General features: G+C 57.1%; 15 protein-coding genes. 8 read left to right on the top strand and 7 right to left on the bottom strand.

Going from position 1 to position 16,659, the window contains the following annotated elements; genetic code table 11:
- Positions 1–54: 54 nt before the first annotated feature.
- On the bottom strand, positions 55–1,224 hold the full coding sequence (gene eboE / locus FEM03_RS02780; protein WP_138084653.1) for a metabolite traffic protein EboE: 1,170 nt from the start codon (positions 1,222–1,224) through the stop codon (positions 55–57).
- Positions 1,225–1,388: 164 nt separating this feature from the next.
- Between eboE and FEM03_RS02775 the strand changes: the two genes are divergently transcribed.
- The 3 genes from FEM03_RS02775 to FEM03_RS02765 all read left to right on the top strand — a co-directional run bounded on the left by FEM03_RS02775 (position 1,389) and on the right by FEM03_RS02765 (position 4,922).
- Entirely contained in the window at positions 1,389–2,837 is a 1,449-nt protein-coding gene (locus tag FEM03_RS02775; RefSeq protein ID WP_138084652.1) for a circularly permuted type 2 ATP-grasp protein, read from the top strand.
- A gap of 97 nt (positions 2,838–2,934) precedes the next feature.
- Positions 2,935–4,017 (top strand): alpha-E domain-containing protein, encoded by a 1,083-nt coding sequence (locus tag FEM03_RS02770; RefSeq protein ID WP_206170826.1) that lies wholly within the window; start codon positions 2,935–2,937, stop codon positions 4,015–4,017.
- Entirely contained in the window at positions 4,017–4,922 is a 906-nt protein-coding gene (locus FEM03_RS02765; RefSeq protein WP_138084651.1) for a transglutaminase family protein, read from the top strand. The genes FEM03_RS02770 and FEM03_RS02765 overlap by 1 nt, the downstream gene beginning before the upstream one ends.
- A gap of 41 nt (positions 4,923–4,963) precedes the next feature.
- On the opposite strand, the gene FEM03_RS02760 is transcribed toward FEM03_RS02765, so the two are convergent.
- The 4 genes from FEM03_RS02760 to FEM03_RS02745 all read right to left on the bottom strand — a co-directional run bounded on the left by FEM03_RS02760 (position 4,964) and on the right by FEM03_RS02745 (position 8,515).
- Positions 4,964–5,587 (bottom strand): tetratricopeptide repeat protein, encoded by a 624-nt coding sequence (locus FEM03_RS02760; RefSeq protein WP_166442575.1) that lies wholly within the window; start codon positions 5,585–5,587, stop codon positions 4,964–4,966.
- A gap of 5 nt (positions 5,588–5,592) precedes the next feature.
- Positions 5,593–6,114, bottom strand: a complete 522-nt coding sequence (locus FEM03_RS02755; RefSeq protein WP_166442574.1) for a methyltransferase family protein — start codon at positions 6,112–6,114, stop codon at positions 5,593–5,595.
- A gap of 294 nt (positions 6,115–6,408) precedes the next feature.
- A complete protein-coding gene (locus FEM03_RS02750) occupies positions 6,409–7,845 on the bottom strand; it encodes a heavy metal sensor histidine kinase (RefSeq protein ID WP_206170825.1) in 1,437 nt (478 codons plus the stop codon).
- Positions 7,835–8,515 (bottom strand): heavy metal response regulator transcription factor, encoded by a 681-nt coding sequence (locus tag FEM03_RS02745; RefSeq protein WP_138084647.1) that lies wholly within the window; start codon positions 8,513–8,515, stop codon positions 7,835–7,837. The genes FEM03_RS02750 and FEM03_RS02745 overlap by 11 nt, the downstream gene beginning before the upstream one ends.
- Positions 8,516–8,652: 137 nt before the next feature.
- Between FEM03_RS02745 and FEM03_RS24255 the strand changes: the two genes are divergently transcribed.
- Positions 8,653–8,799 carry a hypothetical protein gene (locus tag FEM03_RS24255; protein WP_166442572.1) on the top strand — a complete coding sequence of 49 codons (147 nt, stop codon included), beginning with the start codon at positions 8,653–8,655 and terminating at the stop codon, positions 8,797–8,799.
- A gap of 117 nt (positions 8,800–8,916) precedes the next feature.
- Positions 8,917–9,552, top strand: coding sequence for a transposase (locus FEM03_RS02740; protein WP_166442571.1), 636 nt, complete (start codon positions 8,917–8,919; stop codon positions 9,550–9,552).
- A gap of 89 nt (positions 9,553–9,641) precedes the next feature.
- On the opposite strand, the gene FEM03_RS02735 is transcribed toward FEM03_RS02740, so the two are convergent.
- On the bottom strand, positions 9,642–11,819 hold the full coding sequence (locus FEM03_RS02735; RefSeq protein WP_166442570.1) for a TonB-dependent receptor: 2,178 nt from the start codon (positions 11,817–11,819) through the stop codon (positions 9,642–9,644).
- Between the two features lie 230 nt (positions 11,820–12,049).
- Here FEM03_RS02735 and FEM03_RS02730 point away from each other — a divergent pair, with 230 nt between their 5' ends.
- From FEM03_RS02730 to FEM03_RS02720, 3 genes are all read left to right on the top strand, one after another.
- Complete coding sequence (locus FEM03_RS02730) at positions 12,050–13,354, top strand: sensor histidine kinase (RefSeq protein WP_166442569.1); 1,305 nt, start codon at positions 12,050–12,052, stop codon at positions 13,352–13,354.
- Between the two features lie 61 nt (positions 13,355–13,415).
- Positions 13,416–14,807 (top strand): sigma-54-dependent transcriptional regulator, encoded by a 1,392-nt coding sequence (locus tag FEM03_RS02725; protein WP_138084643.1) that lies wholly within the window; start codon positions 13,416–13,418, stop codon positions 14,805–14,807.
- Positions 14,808–14,849: 42 nt separating this feature from the next.
- A complete protein-coding gene (locus tag FEM03_RS02720; RefSeq protein ID WP_138084642.1) occupies positions 14,850–15,848 on the top strand; it encodes a 3-keto-disaccharide hydrolase in 999 nt (332 codons plus the stop codon).
- A gap of 59 nt (positions 15,849–15,907) precedes the next feature.
- On the opposite strand, the gene FEM03_RS02715 is transcribed toward FEM03_RS02720, so the two are convergent.
- Positions 15,908–16,657, bottom strand: coding sequence for a DNA alkylation repair protein (locus FEM03_RS02715; RefSeq protein ID WP_138084641.1), 750 nt, complete (start codon positions 16,655–16,657; stop codon positions 15,908–15,910).
- Between the last annotated feature and the right edge of the window lie 2 nt (positions 16,658–16,659).

Here is a 16,659-nt window from a genome sequence, read left to right as displayed (position 1 = left end):
CCCCGTTCACCAATCAAGATTCATCAATCCTAAATCATCAATCCTAAATCTCCTTCACGCCAGCCCCCGCTTCCTCATCTCCCCCAGCGTCCAGTCATACTCCGCGCACAACTGATCCACCACATCCCCCGCCCGCAACTCCACCGGCAATACCTCCCAAGTGTAAGTCTCCATTTCCAGATGCTGACACGCCTTCGGCCGCGCCGCCAGCCAGTCCAGACATCCTAAAATGTGATCCTGCGTGTCCCCGAATCCCCCCGTCGGACTCGCATGCAGCGGGATATGAAAATGCACCCGCCACTCCTCACCCACCTGACCCGGCATCGACCGCGCAAACTCCAGTGCCTCCGGAATATCCCTAAACCTCCGCAACGGATTCACACCATCCGACGCAATCACCTGATGAAAATACACCGGCTCATCAAACTCCTTCAACCTCTCCAAATTCTCCACCGTCGGCTTCAGCTTCAACGCCGAACTCAGATGCAGCTTGCTCAACCTCACCCCCGCATCCGCAATTCTCGACAGCGCCTCATCCGCCTCCTCAAACTCCACCGCCAGATGACAGCAATCATAATTCACCCCCACATTCCTCAAAAACCGCCCATCACGCGGATGCCGATCCAGATACAACCCAAAAAACTTCAGCACTTCCCCGCTCGTCTCCACCAAACCCAGCGGCTCCGGCTCCAGTCCCAAATGCAAATCCTTGCCCGTTTTTTCACGCAGCGATTCAATGTGTTGACTGCAAACCTGCAAATGATCAAAGATCAGACCAAGCTCCTCTTTACCCACCCCGAACTCCTTGTGCGAACCCGGCAAAGTGCTCACACTTCCGCTCATCCCAGCGGGCAGCAACTGCGCCAGCAGATCAAACAGCAGCTTCGTGTATTCCAACCGCTTCGGCGACGTCCAGTCCGGCTTGAACACCTCCTCCTTGACCCGTTCCCCATGGAAGTTCCCATACGGAAACCCGTTGATCGTGAACACATAACAATCGTGCTTCTCCAGCCACTCCTGAAACTCCGCCATCTGACACGGCGCCGACAACTCCCGCGCCGCACGCTCGCTCAAACGCAGCCCAATCCCATACTTCCGCCCCTTCGCCACCCGCCGCCGCACCTGCAAAGTATACTCCTCCAGACCGCGCCACGTCGACGCCCAGTCCTCGCCCCGATGAATGTTCGTGCAATAACCCAGATGCAGCCCATGATTCAATTCCATGCCGGAGTTTGCAATCGTTGGCAGAGCTTTGCAATGCTTTGCCATCGTCCGTTCGTCCAATCCAGCGTCAACATTTCCCAACCATCATCAACCTCTGCAAACAATCGCCCCCTTGGCCTCGATTTTGCTTTGCCATAAAACTTCCACACTTCCCTTATCACACCATGGTTCTCGACAATTACCTAACCGAAGATTTTTTCGACGAAATGTTCAACGATGGCCGCCTGGTGCGACCACATTACAAGCGTGTCCTTGATCGCATGCAAAGCCTCGACACCGAGGAATACCATCGCCGTCAAACCGCTGTCGACCTCTCGTTCATGCGCAGCGGCGTCACCTTCACCGTCTACAACGACAACGAAGGCACCGAACGCATCTTCCCCTTCGACCTCATGCCCCGCGTCATTCCCGCCGATGAATGGGCGATTGTCGAAAAAGGCCTCATCCAGCGCATCACCGCCCTCAACCTCTTCCTCCACGATCTCTACCACGAACAGAAAATCCTCAAGGACCGCATCATCCCCCCTCACTACATCAACGGCGCCAAGCATTTCCGTCGCGAGTTCATGGGATGCAACGTCGCCAAAGACATCTACGTCCACATCTGCGGCACCGACCTCATCCGCGGTCGCGACGGCGGCTACCTCGTCCTTGAAGACAACCTTCGCTGTCCTTCCGGCGCCTCCTACATGCTGGAAAACCGCACCGCCCTCAAGCGTGCGTTCCCCAATCTCTACCAGTCCGCCAACGTCCACCCTGTCGACGATTACCCCAACCAGCTCCGCAACGTTCTCCAATTCGTCGCGCCCGACAACCTCGGCTCCGACGACGGCCCCAACGTGGTCCTCCTCACCCCCGGCGTCTACAACTCCGCCTACTTTGAACACGCCTTCCTCGCCCGCCAGATGGGCATCCCGATTGTCGAAGGACGCGACCTCGTCGTGCGCGACGCCAAGGTCTACATGCGCACCACCGCCGGCCTCATGCCCGTCGACGTCATCTACCGCCGCATCGACGACGATTTCCTTGATCCTTCCGTGTTCCGTCCCGACTCCCTCCTCGGCGTCCCCGGCCTCATCCACGCCTGCCGCTCCGGCAACGTGACTCTGGCAAACGCCGTCGGCACCGGAATCGCCGACGACAAAGTCATCTACTACTTCGTCCCCAAGATCATCAAATACTACCTCGGCGAAGACCCCATCCTTCCCAACGTCGAGACCTATCTCGCCAGCGAGCCCTCCGACCGCGCCTTCATCCTCGACAACCTCGCCAAACTCGTCGTCAAATCCGCCAACGAAGCCGGCGGCTACGGCATGCTCATGGGACCCTGGGCCAGCAGCGAAGAAATCGAAACCTTCCGCAAAAACATAATCGCTGATCCCCGCAACTTCATCGCCCAGCCGCCCATCTCCCTCTCCCGCCACCCGACCTGGTGCGGCGAAGATTTTGAAGGCCGCCACGTCGACCTCCGACCCTACATCCTCTACGGCGACAAAATCAGCGTCACCCCCGGAGGCCTCACCCGCGTCGCCCTCCGCAAGGGCAGTCTCGTTGTCAACTCCTCCCAAGGTGGCGGCTCCAAAGACACCTGGGTCCTCCGCGACAACGGCTGATACTCAAAAAATCGGAAGCGCGAAGTCGAACATCTTTTGTTAAACCCTCCGCCCTTCAGATTTATCCTTTATCCCTTATCCTTTAGCCTTTCTTGATATGTCCGCTCCTCTCCCCGCCAACTCCCACGCCACCCGGCGTAGCAGCGAAGCCATGCTCTCCCGCGTGGCCAACTCCCTTTACTGGATGAGTCGCTACATCGAGCGCGCCGAAAACATCGCGCGCCTGCTCGACGTCAACCTCCAGCTCATGCTCGACTTCGTCAATCTCGACGACCAGCAGCTCAAGGAACACTGGCTCCCCATCCTCCGCTCCGCCGGTGATGAAGAACTGTTCTTCAAACATCACGATCAGGCCAACAGCACCACGGTCACCGAGTTCATGACCTTCAGCGAGGAGAACCCCAACTCCGTGCTCTCCTGCATCTTCTCCGCCCGTGAAAACGCCCGTCAGGTGCGCGACCAGATCTCCGGCGAAATGTTTGAAACGCTCAACGAAGCCTACCTCTTCCTGAAGTCGAAAAACGCCCGCGCCGTGTGGAACTCCGGTGCCCATGAGTTCTACGAACAAATCAAAAAATACTCCCACCTCTTCCAAGGCCTCACCGACGCCACCTTCTCCCGCGTCGACGGATACGAGTTCATCCAGTTCGGCAAATTTCTCGAGCGCGCCGACAAAACCAGCCGCATTCTCGACATCAAATACCACATCCTGCTCCCCAGCGTTTTTGATGTCGGTGGAGCCGTTGATGCCGCCCAGTGGCAGGCCCTCCTTCGTTCCGCCAGCGCCATGGAGGCTTACCGTCGCTTCCACCCCGCCGACGTCACCCCCGCGAAAGTTGCCGAGTTCCTCATCCTTTCCGACACCTTCCCGCGCTCCATCCGTTATTGCGTCAACCGCGTCGATCACTACCATCACCTCCTCGCCGAGACCCAGTCCGACGAATACTATAGCCAGGAAGGCGAAGATTTCGGCAAGCTTGTTGCCGACCTCCGCACCCTGACCATCAAACAAATCCTCTCCAGCGGTCTTCATGAATTCATGCAGCGTGTTCAAAGCGATCTTGATCACATCGATGACTTCATCTATCAAACCTTCATGTATCACCCGCCCATCGACCTCGAAGCCGAAATCCGCCTTCACCAGCAGGAGATGCAGCAGCAGCAGAAAAAATCAGCCTGATGAGCGACCCCGCCCCTGCGGCTGATCCTACTGACACTCATCGCGAATGGACCGAACCCCTTTCCCTTCGCGTCCGTCACCTCACCCGCTACCACTACAACGACATCGTCCGGGACAGCTTCAACGAAGCCCGTCTCCAGCCGTTTAGTGATCCCACTCAAACCTGCGTTCAGTTCGATCTCAACATCACCCCGCACGCCGCTGTGCGAGACTACCCCGATGTGTTCAACAACCACGTCCATTATTTCGACATCATCGCCCCCCATCAGGACCTTGCTGTTGAAGCCATCTCCCTCGTCAACACCCATCCCGACCTGCGCGGCCCAGTCCCTGCCGACAACCATCCGGACGCCCTCAAAAACCTTCCCGCCACCGAAGATCATTTCTCCTACCTCCACAGTTCGGCTTATGTCTCACTAGAGGTCGAAATCTGGCGCGCCGCCATTGATGCGCTCACGGAAGACCCCATCACCGACCTCTGGAAAGCCACCCTCACCATGGGTGCTTACATCCATTCCAATTTCACCTACTCCCCCCAGCTCACCACCGTCAACACCAAACCCACCGACGTCCTGCGCCTCCGCAAAGGTGTCTGCCAGGACTTCGCCCACCTGCTTCTCGGCATGTGCCGCAGCCGGGACATCCCCGCCCGCTACGTCAGCGGCTATTTCCACAATCCCAACAAGACTCCCGGCGAAATCGAAGCCAGCCACGCGTGGATCGAAGTTTATCTCCCCGGCTACGGCTGGAAGGGCTACGACCCCACCCACGACCGCATCCCCGACACCCGTTACATCAAACTCGCCGTCGGTGCCGACTACGGCGACATCCGCCCCTTGAGCGGCAACTTCCGAGGCAAAGGCACCCGCGAAATGATCGTCGAAGTCCACATCGACCGCGTCTGATCCGCCCGCCACACCCCCTCATCCGGGCCGACACATCCACCCTACTCCTGCCGCACCATCCCAGCATTTTCCATGCGTAACCGGGCCATCCTCGCCCGCAGAGTAACCGGGTGACTCGCTCCCAATTGTTTGGTCCACCCATTCTCCGCCTGCCGCGCCAATGTTAACGCATCCCCCAGTCGCCCTTGGGACTCAACACACAAAGCCAGAGCAAACGATGTCTTCAAAACATCCCTATCCTCAACCCCCCTGACACGCACCCGAATCGTCAGCACTTCACGATACTCTATCTCCGCCGCCATATACTTACCCTGCGCATGCAAGGCAACCGCAAGATTACTCCGACTCGACAACGTTTCAGCATGCTCCCTGCCAAGCACCCGCTCCCTGACCATCAGCACCTTGCGATGTTCCACCTCAGCCTCCGCAGACCTCCCGTTTGCATTCAAAGCATTCGCGAGATTATTCCGACACTTCAAACTCTCCACGCTGTCAGCACCAAAATCGTGTTCTGCCGCCGCCAGTTCCCTGCGGAAAACATCCACCGCCTCCTCATATCTCCCCTTTGCATAAAGCGTCACTCCATCAGGCGTCGCTTGCGCAACCAAACTCAGTCCCGCCACAACAACGAGGTTTAACCATCCCCTCATCCAAAAAAGTGGCATCTTCCTCATGGGATATTCCACCAACACGGCAGCGCTCCAGATTGATGCAAAATCTTCACCCAAAGCACCGCTGACCAGGCCACGAAAAACCACGAAGCATCTCGCGACGTGCGATGAAACAGCTTGGAACTAAACACCTGCTGTTCAGGAGCCATTGACCTCTGCAGGCGCAGCCTCATCCAAAACCGTGGAACCTCCTTGCAATAGTTCAAAAAACTCTCCCCATGCAAACCCAACAACTTCTTTTCCTCAGCCCTGATGACAAAATGGTATCCAACAGCAAAAAACGCCATCACCACACCCAAAACAACAACAGACCCAGCCGCCGCAGCCACCCCCAACCCTGCCAACGCACTGAAAAAATAAAGCGGATTACGACACCTTGCATACGGCCCATCCGTCACCAGCATCTGATCCTTCCTGCCGCCAATATAAAGCGTGCACCAAATCCTACCCCACACCCCCATTGCCACTAACAACAACCCCATCACCGCCATCATGACCTCCACTTGATCATGTCCAGCCATCCTATTCCCTGAGGCCAAAAGCAAAACCACTGACACCAACAGAATCAGCCTCGTGAAAAGAATGCGCCCTCTCCTCCAGCCGGTAAACTCCGAAGAAAACCGTGACGATGGCTTGTCCAATATTGACGTGGGGAAATTTGACAAATGCATGTTTCTTGGGCCAGGGATCCTCATGGGCAGCGAACACAACGGCCTGAATTTGCGTCGCGGCACCACTGCTCGAACCAGATCGATCAGTCCTGTCATGTTACCTTCCCCACGTGACGGGATCATGACGCCCGCCTAACATTCGTGTTAATCACACCTTCGGGGCAGCAGCAGCGTCATGGACGTTCCCAACCCCTGCTTGCTCCATACCTCTACCGACCCACCATGCAAACTCGCTACCGTCTTCACCAAAGCCAAACCCAACCCCACACCAGCATCCGCAGCCACACTGGATCGCGCCGCATCAACCCTGTAAAACCGGTCGAATAACCGCGGTAAATGCACTTCGTCGATACCGATGCCCGAATCAGTTACCGTAATCTTACAGTCGTCTAATCGGCCATCAATCAGCACGCTCACCCTCCCCCCCCTTGGAGTATGCCGCAAAGCATTGGAAACAAGATTCGCAAGCGCCATGCGCAGTAACGTCTCATCCGCCAGCAACTCGCCACTCCCATCACTCACCAGCATCACCCCATGCTCTTCCGCCAAAGCCGAAAAAAAATCCACCACCCCACCAGCAAGCACCCGAGCATCCACCACGGTTTTTTTGATCACCGCCTCCGCATTGTCCGCACGCGCAAGAAAAAGCAAACTGTCCACCAACCGCTTCATCCGCTCAAACTCCGCGAAGTTTGCCACCAGTGCCTGCCGGTATTCCTCTTTATCATGATCACGCGAAAGCAGAAAGCTCGTCGACACCATCAGGTTGTTCAACGGCGTGCGGAATTCATGCGCAGCATCAGCGGAAAATTGTGAAAGCCTCTGAAACGCCTCATGCAAACGCTCCAGCATCAAGTCAAACTCGCCCGCCATCGCCGCAAGCTCATGTGGCCATCGATTACGACTCAACCGCTCATCCAACCCCTTCGCACCCACCCGTTGCATGCCCGCAGTAATCTCCTGCAACGGCCTCAATCCCGTCCGAGTCAAAAACCACGCCAACAAGCCTGAAATTACCGTCCCTGTAACCACCACAAAAAACAACTGCACCCGAAATTTTTCCAACCAATTGTCAACATGCGTAATGTCCAAAGCAACAAGATAGACCAGCGGAGGCTCCCCCGCACGACGTGTCATCAATGCGGAAGCAAGAAACAACGGCGTGCCCGACAACGACCTTGAACGAACCACTTTCTGAAGATTGTCCGAAACACCTACGGGCTTTGGAAAAGCTTCACGCGCAACCGCCAGCTCTTCATACCCTCTGGTTTCAACCAGCGTTGTCCCATCATCCTCCAACAACCGCCCAAAATATTTTTCCAAACTTTGCGCATTCGCCGTCGCCCCAATAATCTCACGCACCCGTCCCAACTCCTCAGGACTTTCCAGCATCTCCCGACGCAGCAAACGCACATGATCTGACATCAACCCCGCATCTTCCACTTCAAATCCATAATCCAAAATTTCATGCAAAAACACTGCTGCCGCCGACAGCGTGAAAAACGCCACCAGCATATACCCAAGCACCAACCTTGTCGTCAGCGCCAGCGCTGGAGGCAATGAAGGATGTTCAATCTTCATCACGATCCTCCAAAACATAACCCAAACCCCTTTGGGTATGAATGAGCTTCCTTTCAAACGGCTCATCCACCTTTCTTCTCAGCCGCCCCATCGCCACATCCACGGCATTGGACTCTGTCGAAAAATTCATATCCCAAACCAATTCAGCAATCGTCGTCCGGGACAACACCTCACCCGTCCGCCTCACCAACAAGCTCAGCAACTGAAACTCCTTCGCCGTAAGATCAATCACATTTTTACCTCGCTTCGCCTTCATTCGACGCAAATCCAGTTCCAGATCGGCAATTCCCGAAGACTCCATTTGTTTCACAGGCCCCCGCCTCAACAACGCCCTTACTCGTGCCAGGAACTCAACCCAAGCAAACGGCTTCACTAAATAGTCATCTGCCCCCAACTCCAACCCCCGCACCCGATCCTCAATCGCATCCCTCGCCGTCAGAAACAACACAGGAGTCTCCCGACCCAGCGCCCTCAATTTCTCAAGCACCTGCCACCCCGTCTTACCCGGCAGCATCACATCCAGCACAATCAAATCATGATCAACCTCCTCAGCAAGACTCAACCCCTCATCTCCATCTTCTGCCCCATCCACCGCAAAACCTGACTCCCGCAGCCCCTTGATCAAAAATTCGCGACTGCGCGATTCATCTTCCACAATAAGAATGCGCATAAGTCACAAAATTAACGAACCAGGAAACAAAACCACCAGCATTCACCCACTCAATCAGATTTTGGCCGATAAGATAATAACAATTTTGTTATTCACGCACCACTTAGCGGAACGGGAGAAAAATTCTGGAGGAAACATTGGTCCGCCCCGCCAGATACGACACCCGTTACATCAAACTTGCCGTCGGTGCTGACTACGGAGACATCCGCCCCTTGAGCGGCAACTTCCGCGGCAAAGGAACCCGCGAAATGATCGTCGAAGTCCACATCGACCGGCAAACCTGACTCCTGCCGTGGTGTGGTCAGGGGTGTCCCACACCTGAACCAAAATCTTTTTTGCAGGCGCAGCCTGCCAGATTATTCTACAGTTGTATGGGACATCCGACACCACCCCTGCAACCCGTGCACCCACTCGACTTCGACAAACCCATCACCGTCACCCGGCAGCAGCTTCCCCACTGGACGCAACAACACGTCACCTACTTCGTCAACTTCCGCCTCGCCGACTCCGTGCCCGCGCCTCTACTGCGAAGCTGGGAAGAACAACGCACCATCTGGCTACGCGTGCATGGCATCACCTACGATTCCGAAAATCAGTGGCGGCACAAACTCCAAACCCTCCCCGAAGCCCTGCGCCGGGAGTTCCGCACCCGCTTCACCCAAACCTTCGAACGCATGCTCGACGACGGCCACGGCTCCTGCCTCCTGCGCAACCCGGAATCCCGCAACGTCGTGGAAAATGCCCTGCGCTACTTTCACAACGAGCGGTATACCTTGGGTCGCTTCGTCATCATGCCGAATCATGTGCACGCTCTGATATGCCCGCAAGGCGAGCACGCCTTGAAAGACATCCTGCACTCATGGAAACGTTTCACTGCCCGGAAGATCAACGAAGCCCTCGGCCGAAAGGGAGAGTTATGGCAATCAGAAAGCTACGATCACATCGTGCGGGATGAGGCTGAGCTGCAACGCATCGAGAATTACATCCTCCAAAACCCCCTCAAGGCCGGCCTGCAAGATGGGTTTACCCTTGGTTGAGCGAGTGAGTGGTCGGGGGTGTCCCACACCCGCCCTGAAAACATAGAAAAACTATTCAACAAAGGCGTGTGGGACACCCGCCACCACACCTAAAACCTCACCTCCGCCCCAAACACAAAATTCACCCCCGGCTCGTTCACCCCGGAACCGTGCACGCGATAAGCCTCATCGCTCAGGTTCTCCACCGCCGCCGTCAGCGTGAACGCATCCGTCACCCGCCATCCACTCCTCAAAGTCGCCACCGTATAACCCGGCGTGCCCCCGGGCGGAATGCGCTGCGTGTCCGCACGATCCCCGGCATTCAGCCGATCCTGCCGATCCACCATCAACACCGTGCCTTCCACCCAGAAACGCTCCGCTGGACTATCCCAACGCAACCCCACCAAGCCCGACAAAGGCAACAAGCGGCTCACCGGCTCTTCCACCCGTTCCGTCGTTGAATTCGGAAACCCCTCCACCTTTCCATCCTGCCAGGCCACGCTGCCAAACACCCGCCACTGCGGATGAAACTGCCAGCTCAAATCAAACTCAATGCCCTGAATGTAGCCATCTCCTGCATTCAGCTTGGTCACCTCGTCTAACCCATCCACGATCCGCCCGGTCGGTGCCCGCACAATCATGTCCTTCACATCCGTATAAAAATAAGCAAGGCCCGCCGACACCGTCTCACTATCCCAACGCATCCCGATTTCCCCGGTCAAAAACTTCTCCGGATCAAGGCCAGGTGCCGCCGTTTCCAGCTCATTGGAACGAGCCGAATCCAACCGCGAAACGTCCGAAAGATTGGGCGCACGGAAGCTCTGCGAGACCCCGGTGAAAAGCTTCAAGTGCTTCTCTTCATCCACACCAAACAACAACCGCGCATTGCCCGACACATCGTTCCAGTCATCATCAAACGACACCTCTTCCCCGCTGATCGGATCTTCCGCCTTTCCAACCTCTGCCTTCGCATAGGTGTAACGAGCACCAAGGGTCAATTCCAAGCGGTCATTGAGCTTGATCACATCCTGTAAAAACGCGCTGCCCAGATGATAGTCGGAGTCATCCCCCACCGGCCCCTGAATGGCCGAACGATTGAAGCTGCCGTCCGCGCGGAACCGATCCGAGAACGAATCCACCTTGTCCAGATAATAACTCACACCATAAGTCAGGTCACCCATCGCCGTGCCGCTTTCGAATTGTAAATCAAACCCAAAGGTATCTGCATCAAACCCATCAATCCGGCTGCTGCGATCCGCCGCCGTGCGATGAATGTCTTCACTCTGACGTTGATAAGACAACGTCGCCTGCCAGCGATCCAACCAGCCATTGTCCGGCGTGCCTTCCAATCTCACATAACTGAGATGACGATGCTGATCAAAATAATGCTCCCGCTCATTGCCAATTGAACTCCCTTCATAAGGCACCGCAAAGATGGTGCGATGCGTGCGCCATACATCCTCCTGCACCATCTGATTGTGCGCGATCGTCAGCTTCACATTGTCAGCCAAAAACAGCTCCAGTTTCGCATCCAATCCCAATTCATCGTAACCCGTCTCTGGAAGCCGCCCCACACCCGCCGCACGCAGATCCCCAAACGTGCGTCCAGTAAGCCCAAGGTAGAAACCATACTTTTCGTATTCACTGATGCTGCCCTCAAGACGCCCTGTCCAGCTATCCTCCGCCGTCGCATAACGCGTCGACATCAAGCCGGTGATGTAAGGCCCGCCCGCTAACGGAGCAGGGGCCGTCGGCTGCACATTCTTCGCCCCTTTAGCCACGGGGGTGATCGCCAGTGGATCCGGCGCACGATACACCGGACCTTTGGTCAAGGCATTGATCACCCCGCCAATCGCGTCACTCCCATAAAGCACCGAACCCTGGCTTTTCACCACTTCGATTCCGCGCAGCGACAACACATCAATCGTGCTCAAATACTGATTCGGACCATCGCGAAAAACCGAGTTGTTCAAGCGAATCCCGTCAATCATTGTCAACGTCCGAAACCCCGTGAAACCCCGCAGGTAAGGCGACCCCTGACCATGCGAAGTCTGCTGAATGAACACTCCCGGAATCTCCTTCAACGCCTCCGGAAAACTTTGTGGTGCCATCTCCGTGACGCGCTCCTGATCAATCAAATGCACTGTGTAAGGGACTTCAGCCAAAGGTGTTGCACTGCGCGTCGCAGTGACCACGACCGGCTCGATCTCCGTCGTCGAAAAGTTGGGTTCTGCCGCTGCGGCCTGAAACAAACAACATCCCGCCGCCATGGCCAACGGGAAGTGCATTTTGATTGGGTGTGTTATTCTTTTCATAGGGTGAGGTAAGCGCCGCGCGGTAAGGCACAGAGCATGCCACCCCACCACTCAAAGCCTGCAACCCCACTCTCACTAAGCTTCCGGCTCACTCACAATTTTCAATGTCCATCGTTTCCTTTCAAATCATGGATAAAAAACATTCACAAGTCAGCCTCCCATGGATAAAGTTTATCCGCTCAACCCGCTCCCAAAACACCTTCATGCCACTCCCACGGCTGCCATGGCGCATCAGCCTGCCCTTCTTCGCCTTCGTCCTCACTGGCACCATCGCCCTCGTTGTCTGGATGGGCTGGAACCTCACCCGAGAAGACCGTGCCCAGTTCGAAAAACTCGCCCGCACCAACGCCAGCTTCCTCAGTCGCATGAATCTGCCCGCCTCCGACCGCATGGCGCGCCAGCTTACCGAAGTGCTCGGCATCCAGGTCCACTTTCGCTCCAATGGCAACCTCGTTCCCCAGCCACTGTGGCTGTCCAGCACACCCAACCTTGCAACCATCCCCGCAGACGCCAATTGTCACCGCAGCGGCAGCATGGAGGCCGTCGCCGTTCCCCTTCCATCCGGTCACGATCTTTTCATCACCCGACCCGCCTTCACCGCCTGGCGATCCGTCATGCAACCCCGCACCTATGCCATCCTCGCCGCCTTCTGGTGCGTCGCCCTTCTGCTCGCCTGGCTCATCACCCGCGGGTTGGTCCGACCACTTCAAAACCTCGCCAGCCAACTCCCGGCCATCGAAACCGCCGATCCCCTCCATCTCCCAGAAGCATCCCGTCACGACGAAATCGGCGACCTCGCCCGCGCTTTTCTCCGCACCAACCAAGCCCTCAAACACGAGCGCCAGCAACGGGAACAAGCCGAAAAACTCGCGGTCCTCGGTCGCATGACCGCCGCCCTCGCCCACGAAATTCAAAACCCCGTCAGTGCCATCAAAATGCACGCCCAACTCGCGGCCCTCGATGCCAACCTCCCCGCTGCCCACCTCATCAATACCGAAGCCGACCGCATCAGCGACCTCGTCAACCAATGGCTCTTTCTCAGCAAACCCGACCCACCCGTCAAATCCGCAGTCAACCTCCAAACCCTTCTCCAGCAATCTCTGCAATCCCACGCTTCCCAAACGCAACATTCCCAGATCACCATCGATCTTGACCTCCCCACCGACCTCATCGTCGAAGCCGATCAACGCCGGCTCCTGCAAGTCTTCAACAACCTCATCAACAACGCCATCCAGTCCATGCCCCAAGGCGGCACCCTTACCATCACCGGCATCCATCAGTCCACTTCCCACCAAACCACCCTCACCTTCACCGACACCGGCGGCGGTTTCTCCCCGGCCGCCCTCGAACGCCACGCCGAATTCTTCTTCAGTGAAAAGGAAGGCGGCATGGGCATCGGCCTCAGCGTGGTCTCCGAAATCCTCAAAGCCCACCACGGCACCCTCACCATCACCAACCGAACTCCTCCCGCCCAAGGTGCTTCCGTCACCATCTCTCTTCCAGCCTAGCTTCCCCACTCTGTGTTCTTTGTGATCTTTTGTGGCCAAATCAAACACCCATTCTGACCTCATGCATCCCGTTCTCATCATCGAAGACGAAGCCGCCCTCGCCGCCGCCCTCGGCCAGTTCATCCAGCGCTTCCAAATGCATCCCATCCTCTGCGCCTCCGCCGCGATGGGCCTGCAGAAACTCAACCAAACCACCCCATCCCTCGTGATCCTCGACATCGGCCTTCCTGACAACAACGGCCTCGAAGTCCTCAACACCATCCGCCTCGACCATCCCGATCTCCCCGTTCTCATCATCACCGCCCACGGCAACCTTCACAACGCCGTCGAAGCCCGCAAACGCGGCGCATCCGCCTACCTCGTCAAACCCCTCGACCTCCACGAACTCCAACAAACCCTCCACTCGATCCTCCCCTCTCCCACCACCCTTCCCCCTGCAACCACCACCGCCCTTTCCGAGCTTCCTCAACTCGTCGGCAACTCTCCGGCCATGCAACCCGCATTTGCCGCCATCGCCCACGCCATCTCCTCATCCTCCCCCGTCCTCATCACTGGCCCCACCGGGATCGGCAAATCCCTCGCCGCCAAAGTCATCCACCACCACAGCCCTCGTCAGCAGCAACCCTTCATCACCCTCTCCTGCGCCAGCCTCCCTGAAACCCTTCTCGAAGCCGAACTCTTCGGCCACGAAAAAGGAGCCTTCACCGGAGCCCTCACCACCAAAACCGGCCACCTCGAACGTGCCGCCGGTGGCACCCTGTTCCTCGACGAAATTGCCGAAATCCCCCTCTCCATCCAGGTCAAACTTCTCCGCTTCGTCGAAGAAAAAACCTTCACCCGCGTCGGTGGTCGCGACGACCTCAGCGTCGACCTCCGCCTCATCGCCGCCACCAATCAAAACCTCAACCGCGCCGTCGCCGAAAAACGTTTTCGCGAAGACTTGTATTACCGCCTGCGTGTCCTCGAAGTCCCCCTCCCCCCCCTCGCCGACCGCCTTGGCGATCTCCCCATTCTCTGTCAAAACCTTCTCCATCACATCAGTCCCCACCGACCCATCACCCTAACCGCAGAAACCCTCACCCTCCTCAAAAATCACCCCTGGCCCGGCAACGTCCGCGAACTCCGCAACGTCCTCGAATACGCCGTCAGCACCTCCACCAGCAACATCCTCCATCCTGCCCACCTCCCTCGCGAACTCCGTCACCCACTTCCCCCCTCTTCCGATCTCATCGACCAAGCTCTCCATCAGTGGCTCGACACCCGGCTCACCGCTAACAACGACAACAGCGACCCCGCCAGCTATGACTCTCTTCACGACGAACTCGAAAACCGACTCCTCGCCGCCCTCCTCCCCCGCTATGAACACAAACCCACCCTGCTCGCCCGCGCCCTGCAAATGAACCGCGCCACCCTCCGCAAAAAGCTCGCCCTCAATTCCACCGACGCCGACTGACATCGTCCGCAAAATCCTCCCGCCCTACCGCGTATCCCTCCGATGCGCCTCTCCCTGCTCCTCTTTCTTCTCGGCACCTTCGCTCTCATCGCCGCCCCTAAACCGCCAGACGCTCCCAAACCACCGCCACCCAAGGCCTACGACAATCCCGCCAGCACCGACGACGACTTCATCATTCAGGGCGAATACACCGGCACCGCTCCCGACGGCGGCAAATTCGCCGTCCAAATCATCGCCCTCGGCGACAACACCTTCGAAGCCGTCTCTTATCATGGTGGTCTCCCCGGCGAGGGCTGGGATGGCGACAAATCAAAAATCGATCGCCGCCAGGGCAGCCGCAATCCCGGCGACACCACTGTCATCTTCAGGTCCGAAGAATACGTCGGTGAAGTCGACGGCAACAAGATCTTCGTCACCGATCCCCACGGCAAAAGCCTCATGGAGCTCGACCGCGTCACCCGTGAATCCCCCACCCTCAACGCAACCCCTCCAACCGGTGCCCAAGTTCTCTTCGACGGCAAAGACATCAACCGCTTCATCAAATCCAACGTCACGGAAGACGGTCTCCTCACGCAAGGCGCCACCAGCACCGACCTCTTCAACGACTTCTCCCTCCATCTCGAATTCCGCCTCCCCTACACCCCCACCGGGCGCGGCCAAAAACGCGGTAACAGCGGCATCTACCTCCAGGGACGATATGAAATCCAGATGCTCGACAGCTTCGGCCTCGAAGGCAAAGACAACGAATGTGGCGGCCTCTACAAAATCGCCGTTCCCAAAGTCAACATGTGTTACCCGCCCCTCAGCTGGCAAACCTACGACATCGACTTCACCGCCGCGAAATTCGATGCCGAAGGCAAAAAGACCGCCAACGCCAAAGTCACCGTCAAACACAACGGTGTCCTCATTCACGAAAACCAGGAAATTCCCGGCCCCACCGGGTCCTCCCCCATCAAAACCGAAACTCCCACCCCTGGTCCCATTTACCTACAAAACCACGGCGACCCGGTCCGCTACCGCAACATCTGGCTCCGATCATAAACTCAGATTTTGCGTCTGGGTGTAGGAGGGATGAATGTCCTCACAACGGTCGGCAGCCATCACACCGCCACCCTGCTCGCCCGCGATTTCGCCTCCAATCGCCTCAACGTCGCCGCACTCTTCAGAAATCTCAACGCATCCCTTCCAATCCATCGCGCCGACGCACTTTCCGATTCCACCAGCCGTTCGGCCATTTCAAGCGCCGCCGCATGCAACGTTGCATGCCGACTCCCCATCGCCCGCAACGCCCAACTTACCCCTTTCTTCACAAAATTCCGCTCATCACCCGCCGCTTTCCCAATCAGCGGCAAACACCTCAAATTCTCTTCCACCGACAAATCTCCCGCACTCGCCAGCAACGCAAACGCCGCTCTTTTCTGAAACTCCCCTTTCTCCTTCGCCCACTTAAAAATCTTCTTCAACGCATGCGGCGTCTGATCAAACAAATGAAAACAGGCCGTGTCGCAAATCGCCCAGCTATCAAAATCCCCACACCACTCATCCATCACCTTCGCACTTACTTTCAAGGGATCACCCACAAAAACGGCTAGCATCCTCGCCTCATAAACATCCGTTTTCCATAGCGCCTCACTTAACCTCTGATCCCGCCCCAACAGCTTCGCATATCGCCGCAAGTCACCGACCGAAATTCCCAACGCCTTCTCCGCAGGAATTGCATATCTCGCCATCCCCGCACGCACGTTGTCACTGCGATGCTCCTCCAACCAAATCAGGATCGTTGCCACCGCTTCTTCAAGCTGCCTGGCGGTCCATTCCGTCTCGACTGTAGTTGCTCCCTTCTTTTTCATAA

This window comes from Phragmitibacter flavus, assembly GCF_005780165.1.
GTDB lineage: Bacteria > Verrucomicrobiota > Verrucomicrobiia > Verrucomicrobiales > Verrucomicrobiaceae > Phragmitibacter > Phragmitibacter flavus.
The sequence above is the reverse complement of the archived record's forward strand: the minus strand, read 5'-3'. Positions and strand labels throughout refer to the sequence as shown.

Bases quoted from the DNA above. Each gene is read 5' to 3' on its own strand.
- eboE (WP_138084653.1), bottom strand. From the start codon at position 1,224: ATGGAATTGAATCATGGGCTGCATCTGGGTTATTGCACGAACATTCAT.
- FEM03_RS02775 (WP_138084652.1), top strand. From the start codon at position 1,389: ATGGTTCTCGACAATTACCTAACCGAAGATTTTTTCGACGAAATGTTC.
- FEM03_RS02770 (WP_206170826.1), top strand. From the start codon at position 2,935: ATGTCCGCTCCTCTCCCCGCCAACTCCCACGCCACCCGGCGTAGCAGC.
- FEM03_RS02765 (WP_138084651.1), top strand. From the start codon at position 4,017: ATGAGCGACCCCGCCCCTGCGGCTGATCCTACTGACACTCATCGCGAA.
- FEM03_RS02760 (WP_166442575.1), bottom strand. From the start codon at position 5,587: ATGCCACTTTTTTGGATGAGGGGATGGTTAAACCTCGTTGTTGTGGCG.
- FEM03_RS02755 (WP_166442574.1), bottom strand. From the start codon at position 6,114: ATGGCTGGACATGATCAAGTGGAGGTCATGATGGCGGTGATGGGGTTG.
- FEM03_RS02750 (WP_206170825.1), bottom strand. From the start codon at position 7,845: ATGAAGATTGAACATCCTTCATTGCCTCCAGCGCTGGCGCTGACGACA.
- FEM03_RS02745 (WP_138084647.1), bottom strand. From the start codon at position 8,515: ATGCGCATTCTTATTGTGGAAGATGAATCGCGCAGTCGCGAATTTTTG.
- FEM03_RS02735 (WP_166442570.1), bottom strand. From the start codon at position 11,819: ATGCACTTCCCGTTGGCCATGGCGGCGGGATGTTGTTTGTTTCAGGCC.
- FEM03_RS02730 (WP_166442569.1), top strand. From the start codon at position 12,050: ATGCCACTCCCACGGCTGCCATGGCGCATCAGCCTGCCCTTCTTCGCC.
- FEM03_RS02725 (WP_138084643.1), top strand. From the start codon at position 13,416: ATGCATCCCGTTCTCATCATCGAAGACGAAGCCGCCCTCGCCGCCGCC.
- FEM03_RS02720 (WP_138084642.1), top strand. From the start codon at position 14,850: ATGCGCCTCTCCCTGCTCCTCTTTCTTCTCGGCACCTTCGCTCTCATC.
- FEM03_RS02715 (WP_138084641.1), bottom strand. From the start codon at position 16,657: ATGAAAAAGAAGGGAGCAACTACAGTCGAGACGGAATGGACCGCCAGG.